Origin of the sequence: Sphingomonas parva (ex Maeng et al. 2020) (assembly GCF_004564275.1) — a bacterium.
GTDB lineage: Bacteria > Pseudomonadota > Alphaproteobacteria > Sphingomonadales > Sphingomonadaceae > Allosphingosinicella > Allosphingosinicella parva.
Window position 1 is genome coordinate 1 of sequence record NZ_SPDV01000045.1, and the last position, 21,546, is coordinate 21,546.

18 protein-coding genes and 1 pseudogene are annotated in these 21,546 nt (G+C 71.8%); 18 read left to right on the plus strand and 1 reads right to left on the minus strand.

Annotated features, from left to right (window positions below; genetic code table 11):
- The 18 genes and pseudogenes from E2493_RS21950 to E2493_RS17615 form a co-directional block, all read left to right on the plus strand.
- Window positions 1–519 (plus strand): annotated as a pseudogene (locus E2493_RS21950) (hypothetical protein); the annotation flags it as partial.
- Window positions 516–1,784, plus strand: coding sequence for a DUF4255 domain-containing protein (locus tag E2493_RS17540; RefSeq protein WP_135089504.1), 1,269 nt, complete (start codon window positions 516–518; stop codon window positions 1,782–1,784). The pseudogene E2493_RS21950 and the gene E2493_RS17540, both read left to right, overlap by 4 nt.
- The gene (locus E2493_RS17545; protein ID WP_135089506.1) at window positions 1,781–3,901 is read left to right on the plus strand and encodes an ATP-binding protein; all 2,121 of its coding nucleotides are present in this window, start codon (window positions 1,781–1,783) and stop codon (window positions 3,899–3,901) included. Before E2493_RS17540 ends, E2493_RS17545 begins: the two co-directional genes overlap by 4 nt.
- A complete protein-coding gene (locus E2493_RS17550) occupies window positions 3,898–4,167 on the plus strand; it encodes a hypothetical protein (RefSeq protein WP_135089508.1) in 270 nt (89 codons plus the stop codon). Before E2493_RS17545 ends, E2493_RS17550 begins: the two co-directional genes overlap by 4 nt.
- Window positions 4,164–5,279 (plus strand): eCIS core domain-containing protein, encoded by a 1,116-nt coding sequence (locus E2493_RS17555; RefSeq protein WP_135089510.1) that lies wholly within the window; start codon window positions 4,164–4,166, stop codon window positions 5,277–5,279. Before E2493_RS17550 ends, E2493_RS17555 begins: the two co-directional genes overlap by 4 nt.
- Before the next feature lie 10 nt (window positions 5,280–5,289).
- Complete coding sequence (locus E2493_RS17560) at window positions 5,290–5,790, plus strand: HEAT repeat domain-containing protein (RefSeq protein ID WP_167737610.1); 501 nt, start codon at window positions 5,290–5,292, stop codon at window positions 5,788–5,790.
- Entirely contained in the window at window positions 5,787–6,884 is a 1,098-nt protein-coding gene (locus E2493_RS17565; RefSeq protein WP_135089515.1) for an eCIS core domain-containing protein, read from the plus strand. Before E2493_RS17560 ends, E2493_RS17565 begins: the two co-directional genes overlap by 4 nt.
- 21 nt (window positions 6,885–6,905) lie before the next feature.
- Window positions 6,906–7,067, plus strand: coding sequence for a hypothetical protein (locus E2493_RS21375; protein ID WP_167737611.1), 162 nt, complete (start codon window positions 6,906–6,908; stop codon window positions 7,065–7,067).
- A gap of 7 nt (window positions 7,068–7,074) precedes the next feature.
- The gene (locus E2493_RS17570) at window positions 7,075–7,722 is read left to right on the plus strand and encodes a hypothetical protein (RefSeq protein WP_135089518.1); all 648 of its coding nucleotides are present in this window, start codon (window positions 7,075–7,077) and stop codon (window positions 7,720–7,722) included.
- Window positions 7,719–8,048, plus strand: coding sequence for a LysM domain-containing protein (locus E2493_RS17575; protein ID WP_135089520.1), 330 nt, complete (start codon window positions 7,719–7,721; stop codon window positions 8,046–8,048). The genes E2493_RS17570 and E2493_RS17575 overlap by 4 nt, the downstream gene beginning before the upstream one ends.
- Window positions 8,041–9,168, plus strand: a complete 1,128-nt coding sequence (locus E2493_RS17580) for a phage late control D family protein (RefSeq protein WP_135089523.1) — start codon at window positions 8,041–8,043, stop codon at window positions 9,166–9,168. Before E2493_RS17575 ends, E2493_RS17580 begins: the two co-directional genes overlap by 8 nt.
- Complete coding sequence (locus tag E2493_RS17585) at window positions 9,165–9,692, plus strand: phage baseplate assembly protein V (RefSeq protein WP_135089526.1); 528 nt, start codon at window positions 9,165–9,167, stop codon at window positions 9,690–9,692. The genes E2493_RS17580 and E2493_RS17585 overlap by 4 nt, the downstream gene beginning before the upstream one ends.
- Before the next feature lie 12 nt (window positions 9,693–9,704).
- Window positions 9,705–10,028 carry a hypothetical protein gene (locus E2493_RS17590; RefSeq protein ID WP_135089529.1) on the plus strand — a complete coding sequence of 108 codons (324 nt, stop codon included), beginning with the start codon at window positions 9,705–9,707 and terminating at the stop codon, window positions 10,026–10,028.
- Window positions 10,025–10,399, plus strand: a complete 375-nt coding sequence (locus tag E2493_RS17595; protein ID WP_225421565.1) for a GPW/gp25 family protein — start codon at window positions 10,025–10,027, stop codon at window positions 10,397–10,399. The genes E2493_RS17590 and E2493_RS17595 overlap by 4 nt, the downstream gene beginning before the upstream one ends.
- Window positions 10,396–13,158: a putative baseplate assembly protein gene (locus E2493_RS17600; protein WP_135089531.1), complete on the plus strand. Its 2,763-nt coding sequence runs from the start codon at window positions 10,396–10,398 to the stop codon at window positions 13,156–13,158. Before E2493_RS17595 ends, E2493_RS17600 begins: the two co-directional genes overlap by 4 nt.
- Window positions 13,155–16,484, plus strand: coding sequence for a putative baseplate assembly protein (locus tag E2493_RS17605; protein WP_135089533.1), 3,330 nt, complete (start codon window positions 13,155–13,157; stop codon window positions 16,482–16,484). The genes E2493_RS17600 and E2493_RS17605 overlap by 4 nt, the downstream gene beginning before the upstream one ends.
- 9 nt (window positions 16,485–16,493) lie before the next feature.
- Window positions 16,494–19,007: a DUF4136 domain-containing protein gene (locus E2493_RS17610; RefSeq protein WP_135089536.1), complete on the plus strand. Its 2,514-nt coding sequence runs from the start codon at window positions 16,494–16,496 to the stop codon at window positions 19,005–19,007.
- Window positions 19,008–19,018: 11 nt separating this feature from the next.
- Entirely contained in the window at window positions 19,019–20,554 is a 1,536-nt protein-coding gene (locus E2493_RS17615; protein ID WP_135089539.1) for a DUF6519 domain-containing protein, read from the plus strand.
- A 143-nt stretch (window positions 20,555–20,697) separates the two neighbouring features.
- On the opposite strand, the gene E2493_RS17620 is transcribed toward E2493_RS17615, so the two are convergent.
- Window positions 20,698–21,201, minus strand: a complete 504-nt coding sequence (locus E2493_RS17620) for a hypothetical protein (RefSeq protein WP_135089542.1) — start codon at window positions 21,199–21,201, stop codon at window positions 20,698–20,700.
- Window positions 21,202–21,546: the final 345 nt, after the last annotated feature.

The window sequence follows — 21,546 nt, forward strand, 5'->3', positions numbered from 1 at the left end:
GCCGACACGGACCCGCCACGCCGTCGGGGACGGCCGGCAGACCGGATCGGTGACGCGCCGGCGCCCGCCCTGTCGCTCCCTCGATCGCCACCGGTCGAGGCGGCGACGCGGCGGTCCGAACAGGATCTGCGCGCCGATGCAGCCCGGCCCGTCCCCCCGGCTGCGGTCCCGCCGATCGTCCGCGACGCTGCGCCGCGCCCGACGTCGCCGGCGGCGGTGCCGCAAGCCCCGCCTTTGGTTGTGCCGGTGGCGCCCGCGGCGGCTGCCGCGACGCGCCCGGCTGCGCCAGCCGCAGCCCCGCCGGCCGCCAACCCACCGGTCCTCGCAGCGCCGCAGGTGATACTTCCCGAGCCCGTTGCGGACCGGCCGCCGCTGCCCGACGTGCAGATCAGCATCGGCCGGGTCGAGATCCGCGCCGCCGCCGCGCCGCCGCGGCCGGCGCCGCGCGAGGCGCGCAGCGAAAACGCGCCGCTCAGCCTCGACGCCTATCTCTCCCGGCGGAACGGGCGGGCACGATGAGCAACCATCTCGCCATCGCCACCGTCACCGCGGCGCTCGGCCAGATCGCCCAGGCGGCCGCCGCCAGCGCCGTTTCCGGGGTTCAGCTCCGCTTCGGCCGTCCGCCGGCGACCGATACGGCGACACGCCAGGTCAACGTCTTCCTCTATCACCTGATGCCGCACGCCGGCCTGCGCAACGCCGACCTCGCGATGCGCGGCGCCGACGGCGCTTTGGTCAACCGCCCCCGCGCGGCGCTCAGCCTCCATTATCTGATCAGCTTCTACGGTACCGACAGCGATCTCGAGCCCGATCGCATGGCGGCCGCGGTGGCGCGCGACCTCCACGCCCGCCCCCGTCTCACCGACCAGGTGATCGCCGATGCGATCGCGAGCAACAGCGCGATCCTCGGCGAGTCCGATCTCGCCGACTCCTTCGAGCGCGTCACCTTCACCCCGAGCGCGGACTCGCTCGACGAGATGTCGAGATTGTGGTCGGTGATGGTGCAGACGCCCTATGCGCTGTCGCTGCGCTACGAGGCCTCGGTGGTGCTGATCGACGCGCTGGAGAGCGCCGGGCCGGTGCTGCCGGTGCTCAACCGCGGCCCCGACGATCGCGGCCCGGAGACGCTGGCGGCGGTCGGGCCGACGATCGAAGGCCTGTGGATCGGCCTCGCCGCGACCGACGACGGGCCGCCGCGCTTCCCGAGCCTGCGCGCCGCGCATCCGGGCGCGAAGCTGCGATTCTCGGGCTCCGGCTTCGGCGGCGATTCGGTGCGCCTCGAATTCCGCAACCTGAGGCGGGACATCGGCGAGGATCTGGTGCCGGTGGCGAGCGGCTCTGGCGAGCTTCGGGCGACGCTGCCCGATGGCGCTCCCGATCAGGCGCTGTGGGCACCCGGCATCTACGGCGTGACGGCGGTGGTGACGCGCGCCGGCCGGGAAATCCGCTCGCCGGCCTGGCCGATGCCGCTCGCGGTGCGGGTCACCGCGATCGCGCCGCAGCCGCTGGCGTCGGGCAGCGGCATGGTGACGCTCAATTTCACCTGCCGGCCGCATGTCCTGCCGGAGCAGATCGCGATCCTGCTGCTTTCGGGGCAGGAGATCCCCGCCGAGGATCGTGTGGCGGCGGGGCCCACGCTCGCGTTCCGCGTCGACAGCGACAGCGTCGCCGACGGCGACCTCGCGATCGTCCGGGTCGACGGCGCCGACAGCCAGCCGTTCGTCATCGATTCCGTCACCGGCCGGCTCACCTTCGACGACAGCCAGAGGATCACCGTCGCATGAGCGAAGAGATCGACCTCTGGCTCGACCGCAACAACGCCTATCTCGCGGCGGCGCTGGCGCATTTGCGGGCGCTGCTGCGCGCGGCGATCGGCCCGGATGCCGGGACGCCGCAGGCGCCGACCGGCACCGCTTTGGCCGAGACCGGGCGCGACGACGACGCGGCGGGCAGCTGGCCGGGGTTCAACCTGTTCCGCAGACCCGCGGCAGCCGACGCCGCGGCGCCGGTGCTGCTGCTTCCCGGGCCGGACGGCACCGATCCGGCCGCGGTCGCCGCTGCCGCCGAACGGCTCGCCGAAGCCAGCGCGGGCGATCCGCCGCCCGCCCTGCTGATGCTCGCCGGACGGTTCGAGCTCTCCGACTTCGAGCGCGACATCCTGCTGCTGTGCCTCGCCGCCGAGCTCGATCCGGGGATCCCCGCGTCCTACGCCGCGGTGCAGGGCAGCCCGGGCCGGGCGAGCCCGAGCTTCGCGCTGGCGATGACGCTGTTCGACCATGCCGCCTGGGACGCGCTCTCGCCGGAGCGGCCGTTGCGCTACTGGCGGCTGATCGACATCAACCAGCCGGGGGCGACGCCGCTCACCACCGCCGCGCTGCGCATCGACGAGCGGATCGCGAATTTCGCCAAGGGCCTCAACCATCTCGACGGCCGGATCGCGGCGCTGCTCGAGCCGATGCCGGCGGTGATCCCCGAGGCGCTGGCGCCGTCGCATCGGGTGCGGATCGCCGAAATCGAGCGGCTGGCGCGGGCGACGGCGCCGGCGCGGATCGCGCTGGTCGGCCCCGACCGGGTCAGCAAGCGGCGCCTCGCCGCGGCCGCCGCGGCGGCGCTCGGCCTGCCCTGCTACCGGCTGCCGGCCGAGGCGATCCCGACCGGCGCCGAGCTCGACAGCTTCCTGCGGCTGTGGCTGCGGGAATCGCTGCTGCTGCCGTTCGCGCTGCATCTCGACGGGCACGACCTTCCGGCCACCGCCGAGCAGAATGTGCGGCGGCTGGTGCGCCGCGCCGGCGGCCTTTTGTTCGTCGATCTGCGCGACGGCCTTTCGGGGCTGGAGATCGATTCCCGCGTCGACGTCGCCCGGCCGACCGCCCTCGAGCAGCGTGCCGAATGGGAGAACCAGCTCGGCGAGCGGCCCGACAGCGCGGCGACCGCGGCGCGGCTCTCCAGCCATTTCGACCTCGACTTCGCGGACATCGCCGCCGTGGTGCGGGAAGCCGACGCCGGCGCCGAGGACGTGCCGCCCGAGGAACGGCTGTGGCGCAGCAGCGTGACGCGCGGCCGGCCGTCGCTGGCGCAGCTTGCCCAGCGCATCGAGGTGAAGCCGAGCTGCCGCGACATCGTCCTGCCCGAGGGCGAGATGGCCTTGCTCGACCACATCGCGGCGCAGGTGCGCGAGCGCGCCAAAGTGTATGACGACTGGGGCTTCCGCGAGCGGATGAACCGCGGTCTCGGCGTCAGCGCGCTGTTCGCCGGCGACAGCGGCACCGGCAAGACCATGGCGGCGGAGATGCTCGCCGACCGGCTGAGCCTCGATCTCTACCGCATCGATCTCTCGGCGGTGGTCAGCAAATATATCGGCGAGACCGAGAAGAACCTGCGCGACGTGTTCGACGGCGCGGAGACCGGCGGGGCGATCCTGTTCTTCGACGAGGCCGACGCGCTGTTCGGCAAGCGCAGCGACGTCAAGGACAGCCACGATCGCTACGCCAATATCGAGATCGACTATCTGCTGCAGCGCATGGAGGCCTTTGCCGGCCTGGCGATCCTCGCCACCAACATGAAGAGCGCGCTCGATCCGGCCTTCGTCCGGCGGCTGCGCTTCATCGTCAATTTCCCCTACCCCGGCCCGGGCGAACGGCGGCGCATCTGGCAGCATGCCTTCCCGCCGGGCGTGCCGCTGCGCGGCGTCGATTTCGAGCGGCTGGCGCAGCTCGACCTGACCGGCGGCAACATCCACGGCATCGCGATCAACGCCGCCTTCATGGCGGCGGCGGCCGGCACGCCGGTGACGATGGACCTGCTGCTCGACGCGTGCCGCATCGAGCTGCGCAAGCTCGACCGCCCGGTCAACGAGGCGGACTTCCGGCGCATCCGCGCCGTCGCGGGAGACAGAAGATGACCCTGCGCCTGCACATCGATCGGCTGGTGGTCGATGCCGGGCTCGGCGCCGCCGCGGCCGACGGCCCGCGCCTGCGCGCCGCGCTGGAGGCCGAGCTGGCGCGGCTGCTGGCCGAGGAAGACGCCGGCTGGGCGCCGTCGGAGGCCTGGCGGGTGCAGGCGGCTGCCCGATTTGTCCCGCGCGGCGGCGACGTTGAGGCGATGGGCGCGGAGATCGCGGGCACGCTCCACGCCTGCCTGCACCAGCGACAAGGAGAGATGCCATGACGCGGCTTTCCGTCGAGAGGGCTCCCGCACTCACGCCCGCCCCGGTCGTAGTCAACCGCCGGTGCACCGCCTGCGGTAACGAAAGCACGCAGGCGGAATGCCCCGAATGCGCCGGCGAGGATCGCGACCCCGAACAGCTCGACGAGCAGGAATTCTCCGTTTCCCCTTGTGGCGGGCCGAGCAAGGACGTCGCGCCGGGCATCGTTCACGACGTCATCGAGGGAGCGGGCGCGCCGCTGACGGCGCGGGAGCGAAGCTTCTTCGAGCCGCGCCTCGGGCACGATTTCAGCCGCGTCCGCGTCCATTCCGACATGCGCGCAGCCGAGGCGGCCCGCGCCGTCGATGCCGATGCCTTCACCGTGGGTCGTCACGTCGTGCTGGGCGGCCGCCATCGCGACGGACTCGCCCGACACAATGTGCTCGCGCACGAACTGGCGCATGTCGTCCAGCAGTCCGGCGGCGCGGCCCCGCCGCGGGGCGAGCTGAGGATCGCTGCGCCGGATCACGCGACCGAGCGCGAAGCCGACGCCGTGGCTCATGCGGTCGCGCGCGCTGTCCCGGCCGCGCCCCACGAACGCAGCGACCAGCAGGTCGCGCGCCAGAGCGGCGGAGGACTGGTGCCGTCCAGTTGCCCGTGCTGCATCACCGGCCTGTCGATCGCCAACATCACCCGCATCGATAACGCCACGCACATGGGCCACAGCTTCGACCTGCAGATCGCGATGGACCGCCCGTCGAGCGGCCCCGCCGGCGAATGCGTGCTGGAGTGGTGGGAGAAGACCGACGTCCCCGCGATCCCGGGACATCCGCCAAACACATGGACGGACATGTTCGCGAACTTCCCGACGTCGCCGACATTCGCTCCGTGGCACAACCGCGGAACGACCTGCTCGAGCAGCCAGGGAGTCACCATCAACGACCCGCCGTCGCTCGGCAAACGTGCAGGGCGCACCGTTACCCGCACGCTCGAGTTCCGCCTGGTCGTCAACAGCATGCCCGCCTCGTCCGACAGCGGCTGCGCCGAAGCATCGAAGCAGGTCACCGCCAAGCAGGTCCTGGTGATGACCAGCGGTACGCCCGACTGGACCGCAAGCTCGTTCACCACGCCATGAGGAGGGCATCGTGACCGGTTCCGGCGACCCTCTGCTCGACTGGCTGTTCGCCCGTCCCGGCCAGGACCGGCCGGGCCCCGCCGGCGATTGCTTCACCGACGAGGCGGAGTGGCTCGCCGCGGGCCGTTCGCTGCCCGATACAGGTGGGCGGCTGGCGTCCTTGCTGCGCGAGCATCCCGATCCGGTGACACGGAGCGCCGCCGCACTGGCGCTGGGTCTGCTCGGCGAAACGGATGCCCGCCGGGAATTGATCGAAGCGCTCTCCGACGCACCGCTGGTGGCGATGGAGGCGGCGGCGGCCCTGGCCGCGGTCGGCGACCGCGAAGCGGTCGAGCCGCTCTGCGCGGCGCTGCGCAGCGCCAGCGCCAATGTGCGCGCCAACGCGGTCGCCGCGCTCGGCCGGATCGGCGGCCGCAGGGCCGAAGACTGTATCGAGATGGTGATTGCCGATCCCGATCCGATGGTGCGCGCGGCGGCGGCCGACGCGCGAGGAAGGAGCCCGAACCGATGAAACACCATGCTCCGCGCATGGCCGGTCGCCCGATGGCGGCGCTGTCCGGCGAGAAGAAGAAAAAGGGCTGCGGCTGCGGCACCTGCCCCGCTTGCGCCGCGGCGAAAGCCGCCGAGGCGCAGGGGATGGAGGAGCTTGGCCACGCCGAGACGCACGGCGGCGCGGGGGTCGCCGATCTGGCCGGCGTGCCGGTCCATGGCGGGGGCGCCGTCGGCGGCGCCTTTGCGCTCGGCATGGGCGCGGGGCGCGAGGCGCGCAGCGGCGAGGCGCCGGGCGGCAACGTCGCCCGAGATCTCGCCCGCATCCTCGGTCGCGCCAAGGATGCGGGCGGCGAGGCGGAGGGCCGGGCGCCCGGCACGCTGCCGCTCCACCCGCCATCGCGCGGCCCCCTCGACGTCAGCCATCCTGCCGACGCCGCCGAGCAGGAAGCCGAGCGGATCGTCGAGGCGCTCTACCCCCACGGCGGCTCGAGCGGGACGCGCGAGCGGTCGCCCGAGCCGAAGGCGCGCTCCGCCGGCGCGACCTATCGCCGCGGCGTGTTCGGCGGGCTCGCCGAGGGCGGCATGGCGCTGCCGGAGGAGATACGCAGTGAGATGGAAGGCGCGCTCGGCGCCGATCTCTCCGGGGTGCGCGTCCACACCGATGCCAACGCCGCGGCGCTCAGCGAGAGCCTCGGCGCCACCGCTTTCACCTATGGCAGCGACATCTTCTTCGACAGCGGCCAGTTCGCCCCGGGCACCCACGAGGGCGATCGCCTGCTGGCGCACGAGCTGAGCCACGCCATCCAGCAACAGAACAGCGGGCCGACCATCGCCCGCGAGGGCGAGCAGAAGACGACGCTGCAATGCGTCAACGAGAATCTGTCGAGCGCCGGCGTCGCCGCCTGGGTACTGGCCATCGTCGGCACGACCTGCGGCCTGATCGGCGCGATCGCGGGGAGCCCGACCGGGCCCGGCGCGGCGGGCACGGCGGCGCTGGCGGCGGCGACCTGCATCGCCGGCGTGGTCGGCTTCTCGGTCGGCTTCGTGCTCGGGATCATCACCGGCTGCGCGCAGGATCCCAACTTCCGCAGTGCGGGCGCGAACCCGCGATGAGCCGAGAGCAAGGAGCCGGTCATGAAGCCGCTGTACCTGTGGATCGTCGCGACGCTGCTCCTCGCGGTGCTGCTCGTCGTGCAGCTCTCGCGCAGCGGCAATTCGAGCATCTGGTATTACGCGCTCGGCGCGCTCGTGCTGGCGGTGGTGATCGGCTTCTTCGTCGCCCGGCGGCCGGGATGAGCGTCGGATGACCGGCCTTTCCTCCTCGCCGCGGCTGATCAAGGGCGCGCTGATCGGGGTCGACCTGTTCAACCCGCTCGCGAGCATCGTCGTGTTCCAGTACAATCCGGACACGATGACGCGGCGGCTCGAGCCGCGCGGCGGCGGCGGCGGCGGCGACAAGGGCGAGGCCTTCCGGCTGGCGGGACCGCCGAAGGAGACGATCACCGTCTCGGTCGAGATCGACGCGGCAGACCAGCTCGACCAGAACAACCCGCTCGCGATCGCCACCGGCATCACGCCGACGCTCGCGGCGCTGGAGATGCTGGTCTATCCGAAGACCGCGCTGGTGATCGCCAATGCCGCGCTGGGCGCCGCGGGCATCATCGAGATCCTGCCCACCGACGCGCCGATGACCCTGTTCGTCTGGGGCCCGACGCGCGTGCTGCCCGTGCGGGTGGGCGGGATCACGATCACCGAGGAAGCCTATGACACGCTGCTCAACCCGATCCGCGCCAAGGTCGAGCTGACGCTGAACGTGCTCAGCTACAACGACCTGTCGCTCGGCTCGGCGGGCAACGCGCTCTTCATGGTCCACCAGGTCACCAAGGAAGTGCTGGCGGTGACCAACATCTTCGCGAGCATCCAGAACGTCGGAGCGGGGCTGAAGCTATGAGCGTGACGACCGACAGCTTCCCGGCGAACAGCCGGTACCAGGGCGCGGAGGTGCTCAGATACACCGCCGAGGACGGAAGCGAGGTCTCGTACCTGGCGCCGCGGATCGTGCCCGATCCGACCCGCTTCGTCCGGGTCGGCGAGCATGTCGTCACCGAAGGCGACCGGCTCGACAACATCGCCGCGCAGCGGCTGGGCGACGCCGAGCTCGCCTGGCGGCTGGCCGACGCCAACACGGCGATGCGCCCGAACGCGCTCACCGAGACGGTCGGCACGCGGCTGGCGATCACCCTTCCCGAGGGACTGGGAGGGCCGCCCCTTGCTTGACGCCGGCTACCTCCTGCTGATGATCGGCCCGCTGGCGGCGCCGCTGCCGGCGCCCTTGCCGCTGACCGAGGCGGTGAAATCGGTCTCGGTCAATTCTGGCGGGACGCGCAGCGGCTTCCAGATCAGCTTCCACACCGGCAAGACCTCGCCGCTCAACCTGGCGATGCTGCCGCTCGGCTTCTTCGATCCGATGATCACCCGGGTGGTGATCACCATGGTCTACCGCGGCATTCCCCAGGTGCTGATGGACGGCGTCGTGACCCGGCAGGAGATCGCGCCGAGCAACACGCCCGGCGAGTCGACGCTGACCCTGACCGGCGAGGACCTCAGCGTGCTGATGGACGTGGTGCAGGTGCGCATGCCCTGGCCCGCCGTGCCCGAGGCCGGGCGGGTGGCGACGATCCTCGCCAAATATGCCGCCTTCGGCATCGTCCCGATGGTGATCCCGCCGATGATGCCAAGCGTCGACAGCCCGACCAGCCGCTTCGACACCCAGGACGCCACCGACCGCGCCTATCTCGATCAGCTCGCCCAGGCGAATTCCTATGTCTTCTTCGTCGAGCCCGGGCCGGTGCCGCTCACCAGCATCGCCTATTTCGGACCCGACATCCGCATCCCGGTGCCGCAGCCGGCGCTGAACGTGAACATGGATGCCTTCACCAACGTCGAGAGCCTGAGCTTCAGCCTCGACGGCCTCGCCAAGAAGCAGACCATCCTGCTCACCTACGATCCGGCGACCGGCAAGATCCCGATCCCGGTGCCGGTCCCCAACCTCAGCCTCACCCATCCGCCGCTCGGCCTGCGCCCGACGCCGCCCGCGCAGATCCTGTTCGAGGGCGCCGCGACGCGGCTGACCCCGGACCGGGCCGCCAAGCGGGCGCTCGAGATCATGATGTCGGCGCGCGACGCGATCACCGGCCAGGGCTCGCTCGACGTCGCCGCCTATGGCGGCATATTGCGCGCCCGGATGCTGGTCGGCGTGCGCGGCGCCGGGCTCGCCTATGACGGCCTCTATTACGTCAACACCGTCTCCCACACGATCTCGCCCGGCCGCTACAGGCAGAGCTTCACTTTGTCGCGCGACGGGCTGATCGCGGCCGGACCGGCGGTGCTGCCATGACCGAGGGGCGCTATTTCGGCAAATATCGCGCGACGGTGTCGCTCAACGTCGATCCCGAGCGGCGCGGCCGGATCCAGATGATGGTGCCCGACGTGCTCGGCCCGACGCCCTCGTCCTGGGCGGAGAATTGCGCGCCGCTGTCGGGTCCGACCGGGCCGCCGATGGGCATCCATATCGTGCCCCCGGTCGGCGCCGCGGTCTGGGCCGAGTTCGAGCAGGGCGACCTCAACTACCCAATCTGGAGCGGCTGCCGCTGGAGCAGCGCATCGGACCTGCCGCCCGATGCGAGCCTTGGCCTGCCGGTCGCGCCCAACATCGTCCTGCAGACGCTCAGCCAGCATTGCGTGATCATCGGCGACGCGCCGCCGACCCCGGCGACCGGCGGAATCATCCTGCGCAGCGCCAGCAAGGCGATGATCGTGGTCAACGACAGCGGCATCTACATAACCAACGGCAAGGGCGCCTCGATCACGCTGGTGGGGCCGAGCGTCACGGTCAACAACGGCGCGCTGGTGGTGACATGAGGGAGGTCCGACATGCCCGGCATGCTCGTTGAAGCGACCGCCAGCGTCCTGTGCAGCCATGGCGGCAAGGCGACTCCGACGGCGGTCAACAGCCGCGTCACGCTGGGCGGCGTGCCGAGCATGACGCTGGCGACGACGATGACGGTGGCCGGCTGCAGCTTCCCGCCGCCGACCGCCGGCAACGGCCCCTGCGTTACCGGCCAGTGGCTCACCGGAACGACGCGCGTGCTGTCCAACGGGCAGCCGCTGATCGTCCAGTCGAGCAGCTCGGTCTGCGCACCCACCGGCACGCCGCTGGTGATCACCGTCCCCCAGGCAAGGGTCATGGCGCAATGAACGAGCGGATCGAGATCGACTATCCCTTCGCGATCGATCCTCGTGGCCGCACCGCGACGACCGACGAGGCCGACCATGTCCGCGACATGATCGAGCAATTGCTCTTCACCCGCCCCGGCGAGCGCGTGAACCGGCCCGATTTCGGCGCCGGCGTGATGCATCAGGTCTTCGCCTTCGCCAGCCCGGAAGCGGCGACTGCGCTCGAATTCACCACCCGCGCGGCGCTGCAGCGCTACTTGGGCGACGTGATCGACGTGCAGAAGCTCGAGGTGACGGCGCGCGACGCGGCGATGGAAGTGGAGATCCATTACCTGATCCGGACGACCGGCGAGCGCCCGGTCCAGACCTTCGTCGTGGGAGGCACCGAATGAGCAGCGCTCCGCTTCATTGCGCCAGCGACGACGCGCGGCGCGCCGCGATCCGCGGGGCCGATCTCAACGGCATCGACTCGATCGAGGTTGATTGCGCGCAGACCACGCTGATCGTGACCTTCCTCGGCCGCGCGCCGGAATGGATCGGACCGGAGAACATCCGCATCGAAGGCGGGCGGCGCGAGCGCGACATCAAGGTGCTCGCGGTGGCGGTCGAGCGCGCCGAGGACGAGGGGCTCGACGACCGCATGTTCGTCACCGTCGATCGGCCCGGAGACTTCTCGACCTACCGGCTGGCGATCGTCGCGCGCGACGAGCGGGGACGCGCCCTCCCCGGGGCGCCCGGAGATTTCGACGTGCGCTACGCCTCGGCCGAGTTCAGCTTCAAGGCGGGCTGCGCCCAGGACCAGGACCCCGCCGATTGCCCGCCCTGCCCGCCAGCGGCGGTGCCGCCGGTGACGATCGACTATCTGGCGCGGGACTATCAGGGCTTCCGCCGGCTGATCCTCGACCGGCTCGCGCTCACCATGCCGGACTGGAAGGAGCGCCACCTGCCCGACCTCGGCATCACCCTGGTCGAGCTGCTCGCCTACGCCGCCGACGACCTGAGCTATTACCAGGACGCGGTCGCCACAGAGGGCTTCCTCGACAGCGCGCGGCTGCGCCAGTCGGTGCGACGCCATTGCCGGCTGGTCGATTACCGCCTGCATCAGGGCGCCTCCGCCCGAACCTGGGCCGCGTTCGAGCTGAACGGCGCCGAGACGATCGAGATCGCGCCGGACGATGTGATGCTCACCACCGCGCTTCCGGGCGAGCACGACCCGATGGTCCGCGCCGAGGACATCGCCGAGATCGGCTGGAGCGACTATCTGGTCTTCGAGCCGCTCGCCGACCAGCCGGCCCTCACGTTCCGCCGCGCCCGCAACCGCATCGCCTTCTACGATTGGGACGGCAGCGAATGCTGCCTGGTCAAGGGTGCGACCTCGGCCACCCTCGTCGATCCGACCGAGGCGCCGGGCGCACCGCCGGACGATCGCCCGGAACGGCAGGATCCGGAGACGCCGCGCCCCGACCAGCCCGCCCGGCCCGAGCCGCCGAAGGCCGGCCGCGCAGGCCGTGCCGCGCAGGCGACGCAGGCGCCGGCCGCCGCCGAGCAGCGCGAGCGCGACGAGAACGACGAGACCGCGGGCCTCGGCCTCGCGCCGGGCGACGTCCTGCTCTTCGTGGAGGTGATCGGGCCGCGGACCGGCCAGGCGGGCGACGCCGATCCGACCCGCCGCCACGCCGTGCGCCTCACCGCCGTCGAGCAGGGCACCGATCCGCTCACCGGCCAGCGGATCGTCCACGTGCAATGGTGTCCCGAAGATGCCTTGCCCTTCCCCTTCTGTCTCTCCGCCCGCGGCGAGGCGCCCAATTGCGAGTGGCTGAGCGGGATCAGCATCGCCTTCGGCAACGTCGTGGCGGTCGGCCATGGCCGCAGCGTCGAGCAGGCCCTGCCGCCGGTCGCGGTGACACGGGTGGAGGCCGATTGCGACGACCGCTGCACGCCGTCCGAGACGCGCTACGTCGCCAGGCCCTATCGCCCGAAACTCGAATGGCCGGACCTGACCTTCGTTGCGCCGGCCGCGAGCGACGAGCAGCTCTGCGGGAGCTGCGGAGGCGCCGCGGCCTCGACCGCGGCGCGGCCCGACCCGGTCGCCGCACTCCCGGCGATCCGCCTCGCCAGCGTGCCCCCCGCCGACGAGGAGGCGCCCGGCCTCCAGGCAGAGCTGCGCGCGGTGCGTCATTCCGGCGCGCGCGCCGCGGCCCGGTCCGCCAGCCTGTGGCGGCCGCGGCCCGACCTGCTCGATTCCGGCCCGCGGAGCACGCATTTCGTCGTGGAGATGGCGGAGGACCGCATCGCGACACTGCGCTTCGGCGACGGCGTCTCGGGCCTCGCACCGGCCGCCGGCGAGCGCTTCTTCGCTTATTACCGGATCGGCAACGGCCCGATCGGCAATGTCGGCGCGGACGCGCTCAGGCACATCGTCTTCCGCAACGCCTTTCCCGACGGCGTCACCCTCACCGTCACCAACCCGCTGCCGGCGCAGGGCGGAACCGCGCGCGAGCCGATCGCCGACGGCAAGCTGCGCGCGCCGCAGCTCTTCCGCACCCGGCTCGAGCGCGCCGTCGCGGCCGAGGATTATGCGGCGATCGCGATGCGCGACTTACCGACGCTGGTGCAGCGCGCGGCGGCGACGCTGCGCGCCACCGGCGTGCGCCGGGAGGTGCAGGTGGCGATCGACTCGTTCGGCACCTCCGACCCGCCGCAGTCGCTGCTCGACTGCATCGCCGCACATCTCGAACTCTATCGCCGGATCGGGCACGATTTGCGCGTCGTCCCGGCGCGCAAGGTGCCGATCGACCTCGCGCTGCGCATCTGCGTCGCCCCCGGCCATATCGGCGAGCAGGTGCTGACCGAGCTGCGCGAGGCGCTCGGCCCTCGTCTCGACCGCCGGAGCCGGCCCGCCTTCTTCCATCCGGATTCGCTCAGCTTCGGCGAGGGCGTGACCGTCAGCCGGATCGTCGCCGCCGCCCACGCTGTCCCGGGTGTCGCCCATGTCGAGGTGACCAGGCTCGAGCGGCTGTTCGAGGGACCGGACGGAGAGCTCGAAGCCGGGATCCTGCCCCTCGGACCACTGGAGCTCGCGCGGCTCGATCAGGATCGCGACGCCCCGGAGAACGGGCGGCTGTCGCTCACCATGGAGATCGGGCAATGAGCGAGACCTGCTCCTGCCGGGCATGCGCCTCTGCCGCCGGCGCCTGCGGCTGCTGCGAGGGCGTGGAAAGCATCACGCCGCGCGCGATCGCCAACCGGCCCGGCCTCGCCCGGCTCGCCGCGCGGATCGGAACGCACGCCGATTTCCGCGAGACGATGCAGGCGCGGCTCGGCACCCACGCGCTCGAGGACGGCACGCGCCCCCTCGCCGCCCTGCGCACCCGCGACGAGGCCGATGCCTCGATCGCCCTGCTCGATGCCTGGGCGGTGACCAGCGACGTCCTGACCTTCTACCAGGAGCGGATCGCCAACGAAGGCTATCTCCGCACCGCGACGCGGGAGCGTTCGCTGCGCGAGCTGGCGCGGCTGATCGGCTACGAGCCCTCGCCCGGGGTGTCGGCGAGCACCTATCTCGCCTTCACGCTCGACAGCGATCCCGAGACTCCGGTCACCATCGCCGCCGGGACCGGCGCCAAGTCCCTCCCAGCCCAGGACGAGCTGCCGCAGGTCTTCGAGACCTCGCGCGACCTCGCGGCGCGCGCGCGCTGGAACCTGCTCGGGGTGCGCACCGGCGAGCCCGAGCGCGGCCAGAACAGGGACGAGGACGGCGTCACCCGCGACGTCTATCTCGCCGGCACCGACACCGGCCTCAAGCCGGGCGACGCCCTTCTCTTCCGATATGGCGGCGGCGAGCCCGTCCCGATGCGCGTGACGGCGGTCGAGGCCGACACGGCCGCGGCGCGCACCTATGTCGCCGTGCAGCGCTGGGACGGCGCGGCGCTCCCCGAGGAGGCTGGGCCGGTCGCAACGGCCGGCACCGCGGCGGGGCTCGCCCAGCTCCGCGAAGAGGCGCCCGGCGGCGAGATCGCAAGCGGCATCGTCGCGGGCCTCGATCGCCTCGAGGCGGCCTCGCCGGCCGAGCGCGAGGCCGCGCAGCGCGCCCTCGACGAGGATATCGCCGCGGCGCGTGCCCGGATCGGCAGCCTGCCGCAGGTCAAGCTGCGCGAGTGGCTCGACAGGGTCGAGGCGCAGACCTCGCCGACCATCGGCGAGGCCGGCACGATCGACGCCGGCGCCGCCCTGGCCGCGACCACCGGCGACGACGCGCCGGCGCGCGCCTCGTGGATCGACAAGCTCGCGCTCGCCGAATCGGTGCCGCCGCGCAGCCCGGAGCAGCTCGCGCTCGCCACCTCGACCAGCTTCGCCAAGGGCTCGGAGGCGGCCTACCGGGCGCTGGCGGTCGCGGTGCCGCGGATCGGCGCCCAGATCGGCGCGGCGCTGACCGGCACCCGCGTGCTCGAAGGCGAGCTCAGGGTCTTCGCCATGCGCGTCCGCGCCGGGGTCTTCGGCCGCACCTTCCCCAAGCGCACCCGGGTCGAGCGCTCGGACACCGGCGGCGGGGGGACGCAGGTGGTCGAGATCGGCGAATGGCCGATCGCCAGCGAAGGCGGCAATTTCGACAATATCCGATACCTGATCGTGCGCGAGCAGCCGGACGTCGTGACCCTCGACGCGGTCTATGACGGGATCGTCCCCGGCAGCTGGGTGATGGTCGACATGCGGGCGGTGCCGGCGGCGCCGGACAATGACGATTGGGTCGTCGCCCGAAAGCAGGGCCTGCTTCTCGCCCGCGTCCGCGAAGTCGATCCGAAGCTCGCCCGCGCCGATTATGGCGGCGCCGGCGACAGCACCGCGATCACGCTGGGCGGCAAGAGCGAATGGCTGCAGGTCAATGACGACTGGCAGAACCGGATCGGCAACCAGGCGATCATCGACCGCGACTTCCAGCTGATCCGCAGGACGACCGTCTACGCCCGGCCCGAGGAGCTGCCGCTGGCGACGCGGCCGCTGGAGCAGGATTTCTGCGTCGAGCCGGAGCCGGGCAAGCCACTGCCCTGGATTGAGCTCGACGGCACCTATTCGGGGCTCGAGGCCGGCCGCTATGTCGCGGTGAGCGGCGAGCGCAGCGACATCGACGGCGTTGCCGGCGTGACCGCGAGCGAGATCGGGATGATCGCCGAGGTGGTCCATGGCGTCCGCGGCCCCGACGGCGGCCCGATCACGCCGGGCGATCGCGAGGCGGCGCCGGGCGATGCCGTCCACACCTTCCTGCGCTTCGCCAATCCCTTGTCCTATTGCTACGCGCGCGGCACCGTCAGCCTCCAGGCCAATGTCGTCGAGGCGACCCATGGCGAGACCGTCGCCGAGACTCTCGGCAACGGCGATGCCGCCGCGGCCCGCCAGCGCTTCGCCCTGAAGCGGGCGCCGCTGACCTACACGCCGGCGCCAACCGCGACCGGGCTCGCGACCAGCCTCGAGGTCTATGTCGACGACATCCGCTGGCGCCCCGAGGCGAACCTGATCGCCACCGGACCGACCGAGCGCGTCTACACGGTGAGGAACGATGCCGGGGGCAAGGCGACGGTGATCTTCCCGGACGGCCGCGACGGCGCCCGCCCGCCGACCGGCACCCAGAACATCCGCGCCGTCTATCGCGCCGGGATCGGGCGGCCCGGCAATCTCGGCGCCGGCCGCATCGACCAGCTGGTCGTCCGCCCGCTCGGCGTCAAGGCGGTGATCAACCCGGTCGCGGCGACCGGCGGCGCCGATGCCGAGCCCATGGAGCGCATCCGCCGGAACGCACCGGTCTCGACGATGGCGCTCGACCGCCTGGTCTCGATCCGCGACCATGAGGATTTCGCCCGCAACTTCGGCGGCATCGCCCGCGCGACGGCGCAGGCGATGAGCTCCGGCAGCCGCCGCATCGTCCATGTCACCGTGGCGGCCGAGGACGACGCGCCGCTCGACGAGGCCGGCGCGCTGCTGGAGAACCTTCGCGCCGCCTTCCGCCGGCTCGGCGATCCCGACCTGCCGGTCGTCGTCGCACCGCGCGAGCTGAAGCTGATGATCGTCTCGGCCAAGGTCCGCATCGACCCCGACCGGCTGTGGGAGCCGGTCGCGCAGGCGATCCGGGCCAGGTTGCTCGACGCTTACGGCTTCGAATCCCGCGAGCTCGCCCAGGGCGCGGCGCCGAGCGGCCTGGTCGCGGCGATGCACGCGGTGCCGGGCGTCGCCTGGGTCGATCTCGACGTGTTCGGCAGCGTCGCCACGATGCGCGGCGACGGCCTTGGAGGACGCCAGCCGCGGACCCCGGACGAGATCGCGCAGCTCGTCGCCAAGGCTGCCGAGCAGGGCGTTCGGCGCTGGCTGCCGGCCTATGCGGCGCGGCCGGACCAGGGCGCCTTCCCGCAGGCGATCCTCCCCGCCGAGCTGCTGCTGCTCAGCGCCGAGATCCCGGCCACGCTCGTGCTCAACCAGATCCGATAGGAGGACGCGATGCCGAGCCTCACCGCCGAACGCGATGCCCGCCTCGATCGGCTATGGGCGCTGCTGCCGACCATTCACCGCCGCCGCGATGCGGAGACCAACGGCGGCCTGCGCGCGCTGCTCGAGGTCATCGCCGAGCAGCTGGCGCTGATCGAGGACGACATCGGCCAGCGCTACGACGACTGGTTCATCGAGACCTGCGCCGACTGGGTGGTCCCCTATATCGGCGAGCTGGTCGGCGTCACCGTCGCGCCCGGCGGCGATCCGCCGTCGCGGCGCACCGTCGCCAATGCGATCGCCAACCGCCGGCGCAAGGGCACGCTGCCGCTGCTCGAGCGGCTGGCGAGCGAGATCGCCGGCTCGCCGGCGCGGGCGATCGAGTTCGGCGCGGTGGCGGCACAGAGCCAGTCGCTGCGCCTGCCGCGCCATCTTCGCGGCCGCACGGTCGACCTGCGCGCGCCGCCGTCGCTGCTGGCCGACAGCGGCAGCTTCGATCTGCGCGCCCACAGCCTCGCGCTCGGCGGCGTCGCCGGCCAGCGGCGCTCGGCCGATGTCGAGCTCTCGGTCTGGCGCCTGCGCGCCTATCCGGTCACCCGTGCGCCGGCCGCCAGCCTCGAGGACGTCGGCCCGCATGTCTTCGGCTTCAGCCTGCTCGGCAACGACGCGCCTCTGTTCGTCAATCCCGACGGCGGCGGGACCGGCGCGGCCGCCCTGCCGGTGCGGATCGACCGCGAGATCTTCGCCGCACCGGAGCGCGCCCCGGCCGGCTTCGCAACCGCCGCGCCGGAGCTGTGGGGAACGCGCATGGTCGACGGCCGCGAGATGGTGCGCTCGGTCGCGATCTGGGCGCCCGGCTGGCCGACCGCCAAGAGCCCGGGCACCGCGCCGATCCCGGCCGAGAGAGTGATCGTCGCCGATCTCGAAGACTGGAGCTATCTGCCCCCGCGCGACCATGTCGCGGTCGACCCGCTCCGCGGCCGCATCGTCTTCCCGCCGCGCCAATTCCCCCGCAAGCGCGTCACCGTCAGCTATTTCTACGGCTTCAGCGCCGACATCGGCGGCGGCGAATATTACCGGCCGCTCTCCGAGCAGGTCGGCGGCACCCGGTTCAAGAGCTACAGCTGGGTCGCATCCGAAGCGCCCGACGGCGAGACGTCGGGCCTGCTCACGCGCCTGCGCGCCGCCGTCGACCGGGCGCTGCAGCGCCGCTTCCGCCCCGGCGAGCCCGGCGACTTCGCGGTCGATCTGGCGCTGGTCGACGACAGGCTGGAAGTGAGCTTCGTCGATGCGGAGACCCGCCGGCCCGTGGCGCGCGGCACCGCCACCGACCGGCTCCACCCGGGCACGAGCGATCAGGCGCGGATCAACGCCGCCGCCGACCAGGCCGTCGCCCGCTTCCCGCCGCCGCCGGACGTCAAGCGCGTGACCGGGGCCGCCGAGCTGCGCAAGGCGCTCGAGCCCTGGGGACCGACGCTCGACGACGAAGGCGATTTCGCCGCCGCGGCCGACCAGCCGGAGAGCGAGGTGATCGAGATCACCGACAGCGACGTCTACCAGCTGCCGATCCGGCTGATGATCGGCGAGGGGCGGACGCTGCAGATCCGCGCCGCCCAGGGCGCGCGGCCGGTGATCCGCCTCGCCGACTGGCAGGCCGAATCCACCGATTCGATGCAGGTCGCGGGCGCGGAGGGGGCGCGTCTGATCCTCGACGGGCTGCTGATCGCCGGGCGGGGCCTGCAGATCGAGGGCGCGGTGACCTCGGTGACCATCCGCCACTGCACCCTGGTGCCCGGCTGGTCGCTCGGCCCGGACTGCGACCCCAAGAGGCCTTCCGAGCCGAGCATCATGGTGATCGACAGCCGCGTTTGCATCACCATCGCGCACAGCATCGTCGGATCGATCCAGGTCAACAATGACGAGGTCGCCACCGATCCGATCCGGATCTGCGTGGCCGACAGCATCGTCGACGCGACCGGTGTCGATTGCGACGCGCCCGAATGCGAGGCGCTGGGTGCGGCCGGCGCGCGGATCGCCTTCGCCGAATCCTGCTTCGTGCGCTCGACGGTGATCGGCCGGGTGATGACCCACAGCCTCACCGCCGACGACAGCATCTTCCTCGGCCGGATCACCGTGGCGCGGCGCCAGCTCGGCTGGATGCGCTTCTGCCATGTCGCGCCGGCGTCGCGAACGCCGCGCCGCTTCCATTGCCAGCCCGACAAGGCCGAAGCGGAGGCCAAGGCCGAAGCCGTCGCCGACCCGCTCCCCCCCGAGGAGATCGAGGCGCGGCTCGCCTGGACCCGGTCCGCGGTCCGCCCGCGCTTCGACAGCCTGCGCTACGGCCGGCCGGAATATTGCCGGCTGGCCGCCGATTGCCCGCCCGAAATCTCCGCCGGCGCCGAGGACGGCGCGGAGATGGGCGTCTTCCACCATTTGCGCAGCGGCCGGCGCCTGGCCAGCCTGCGCACCGCCGTCGACGACAACATGCCGGCCGGCCTCACCGCCGCCATCCTCCTTGCCGACTGAAAGGGACTGACATGAAGGGCGATTTCTCGCGCGTCAGCTTCAACGCCGAGCACGGGTTCACGCGCGTCAACGCGCAACAGGGCCGGATGCAGCTCGATGCCGATGCCAACGAGCAGCAGGCGATCAACCTCCAGCTCGTCCGAACGCTCGCGGCCGATCTGATCGGGCCGCACGGCGGCTTGCCCGGCAGCTTCCAGATCGAGGCGGACGCCGGCCTCTATCGCGGCTTCCGGATCCGCCCGGGCCGCTATTATGTCGACGGCTGGCCAGCGTGGAACCGGGCCGTCGTCGGCTATTCCGGCGGCAAGGATTTGCGGGCGCAGCCCTGGTACCCCGCGCCGCCCGAGATCGAGGAAGGCCAGGCTTATCTCGTCTATCTCGAGGTCTGGGAGCGCCACGTCTCCGCCGCCGAGTTCGACCGGGCGCGCGATCCGCACGCCTCCGATGCGATGCGCGAGGTCGCGCTCGACGGGCCCGATACCGCCTCGCGCGCCCAGCTCGTCTGGCAGGTGAAGGCGCGGTCGCTCGACACGTTCGAGCCGTCGCCCGACGGCGCCGACGATCCCTGGGCGACCGCGCTCGAGCAGATCGCGCCGGGGATGCGCGGCACGCTCAAGGCCAAGGCCGCCGAGCCGCCGGCGGCCGGCGGTCCGCCCTGCGAGGTTTCGCCGCGGGCACGCTTCCGCGGCGACAGCGACCAGCTCTATCGCGTCGAGATCCGCCGCGGCGGCCCGGCCTCCGCCAAGGAAGGCGGCGCCACCTTCGTCTGGTCGCGCGACAATGGCGCGGTGACCTTCCCGGTCGACAAGATCGCCGGCCCCAAGGTCCAGCTCGCCGCCGGCTGGCGCGACGCCCGCTTCGCGATCGCGCCGGGCGACATCGTCGAGGTTGCCGGGCCGGCCGAGGCGCTGCAGGAGACGAGCGCCCGGCTGCTGCGGGTGATGGACTACGATCCCGACAGCGCGACGGTGACGCTCGAGGCGACGCCGGAGGTCGACACCGACGATCCGCGGCGGCCGGTGCTGCTGCGCCGCTGGGACCATGGCGCGCTGCGCGGCCCCACCCAGGACCGGCCGAAGCTCGCCGACGACAATGCCCTGCAGCTCGTCGAAGGCCGCTGGCTGACCCTCGAGGAGGGCATACAGGTGATGTTCGGCGACGGCGGCCTGCAGGACGGCGACAATCTTCCCCCTCGCGCCGAGATGGAGATGGTCCGCAAGGACGCGATCGAGGAGACCGGGGACCGGCTGCCGACCAAGGCCCGCGAGGAGCTCGGCCGCGCCGACCGTCTGGAGAAAGGCGACCGGCTCGGCAGAGGACGCCAGATCTACCGCCAGGGCGATTATTGGCAGATCCCGTCACGCATCGCATTGTCCGACGTGCTCGGCCCGCGCGACGCGGCCGGCGCGCCGCTCCCCCGCCCGCCCGACGGGGTCGAGCGGCACTACGCCCCGCTCGCGCTGATCCGCGTCGCCGGCGACGGCTCGGTCACGGTGGAGCGGGACCTGCGCCGCGAGTTCCGCCCGCTGACCGAGACCGCACGGTGATAGGTGGAGAAATGATCGGCTAGTACCGGTTGGCCGGGCGTCTTTCCACGCGCTGGACCGGGCGACGCCGGGCGTCGGCAACGCCACGCATCATCGCAATCGCTGAAGGCGAATGAGCAGCGAGGCTTGGATTCCTCGCCGGTTCAGCCGCGGCCACATCCCTCCAGTCGCTTGTCGTAGTCGAGCAGATCGAAATAATATCGCCCTTCCCGAAGCTCTACGATCTGGTTCCCCGAGAAAGCGGCCAACCAATAGTCAGTCTCGACCTGGTAGCCGGCAGGCTCGATTTGCATGGGGTCGAGACTGCCTTCGCGCTCCGGATACCATCTGTGTCGCTGCAGCCCAACGATGTACAATGCCTTTGCATCGCCCGCCTTGTGTTTGCCCACCGGCCAAACCATGGTGACGATGATCGGACTCTCGTCCGGCTTCCCCTCAGCGCTTGTCATGCTGCGGATGAAGGCGGAGCGCTCCTTGTATTCCACGAACCCGAACTCGTCGGTGTAAAAGAGCGGCAGAACGTCTGACTGCGGCTTCTTGCCTGTCATTTCTGCGACAGCTGCTTCGATCGCCCCGCACGCCAGTGACGGCTCGTGCGGAGGCGTCCTCCCCCAGCTGGTCGCGTTTGCTCCCGTCGTCAGGAGCACGACGGAGACGAGACCGAGAATCGGGCGAACACGCCCTGCCCGGCGCACCTCCCGAACAGAAGTTCGGTCTCGCGCAGCATCGTGATGTGCTTGGCGATGTGACCCCCGATCATAGGAAGTCTGCGGCTCCGAGTGGCGTGAGCGGCTGGGCGGACCTGGCATCGGGATTTGCGTCATGCCGAACTCTCTTCCTCGACCGAGTAGTTCATGATCGAACATCGTGTCGCGCCGCGTTCGGGATGTCCACGACGGCTCGACGGCTGACCAACGCAGCCGACGGGCGCAAACCTCGGCACTCCTGCCGCTCGATCCGCCATTTCGGCTGGCCGACTTCTCTGACCGCGT

What these genes read in the sequence shown, in the direction of transcription:
- E2493_RS17540 (WP_135089504.1), top strand. Translation starts at nt 516, where the DNA reads ATGAGCAACCATCTCGCCATCGCCACCGTCACCGCGGCGCTCGGCCAG.
- E2493_RS17545 (WP_135089506.1), top strand. Translation starts at nt 1,781, where the DNA reads ATGAGCGAAGAGATCGACCTCTGGCTCGACCGCAACAACGCCTATCTC.
- E2493_RS17550 (WP_135089508.1), top strand. Translation starts at nt 3,898, where the DNA reads ATGACCCTGCGCCTGCACATCGATCGGCTGGTGGTCGATGCCGGGCTC.
- E2493_RS17555 (WP_135089510.1), top strand. Translation starts at nt 4,164, where the DNA reads ATGACGCGGCTTTCCGTCGAGAGGGCTCCCGCACTCACGCCCGCCCCG.
- E2493_RS17565 (WP_135089515.1), top strand. Translation starts at nt 5,787, where the DNA reads ATGAAACACCATGCTCCGCGCATGGCCGGTCGCCCGATGGCGGCGCTG.
- E2493_RS21375 (WP_167737611.1), top strand. Translation starts at nt 6,906, where the DNA reads ATGAAGCCGCTGTACCTGTGGATCGTCGCGACGCTGCTCCTCGCGGTG.
- E2493_RS17570 (WP_135089518.1), top strand. Translation starts at nt 7,075, where the DNA reads ATGACCGGCCTTTCCTCCTCGCCGCGGCTGATCAAGGGCGCGCTGATC.
- E2493_RS17575 (WP_135089520.1), top strand. Translation starts at nt 7,719, where the DNA reads ATGAGCGTGACGACCGACAGCTTCCCGGCGAACAGCCGGTACCAGGGC.
- E2493_RS17585 (WP_135089526.1), top strand. Translation starts at nt 9,165, where the DNA reads ATGACCGAGGGGCGCTATTTCGGCAAATATCGCGCGACGGTGTCGCTC.
- E2493_RS17590 (WP_135089529.1), top strand. Translation starts at nt 9,705, where the DNA reads ATGCCCGGCATGCTCGTTGAAGCGACCGCCAGCGTCCTGTGCAGCCAT.
- E2493_RS17595 (WP_225421565.1), top strand. Translation starts at nt 10,025, where the DNA reads ATGAACGAGCGGATCGAGATCGACTATCCCTTCGCGATCGATCCTCGT.
- E2493_RS17600 (WP_135089531.1), top strand. Translation starts at nt 10,396, where the DNA reads ATGAGCAGCGCTCCGCTTCATTGCGCCAGCGACGACGCGCGGCGCGCC.
- E2493_RS17605 (WP_135089533.1), top strand. Translation starts at nt 13,155, where the DNA reads ATGAGCGAGACCTGCTCCTGCCGGGCATGCGCCTCTGCCGCCGGCGCC.
- E2493_RS17610 (WP_135089536.1), top strand. Translation starts at nt 16,494, where the DNA reads ATGCCGAGCCTCACCGCCGAACGCGATGCCCGCCTCGATCGGCTATGG.
- E2493_RS17615 (WP_135089539.1), top strand. Translation starts at nt 19,019, where the DNA reads ATGAAGGGCGATTTCTCGCGCGTCAGCTTCAACGCCGAGCACGGGTTC.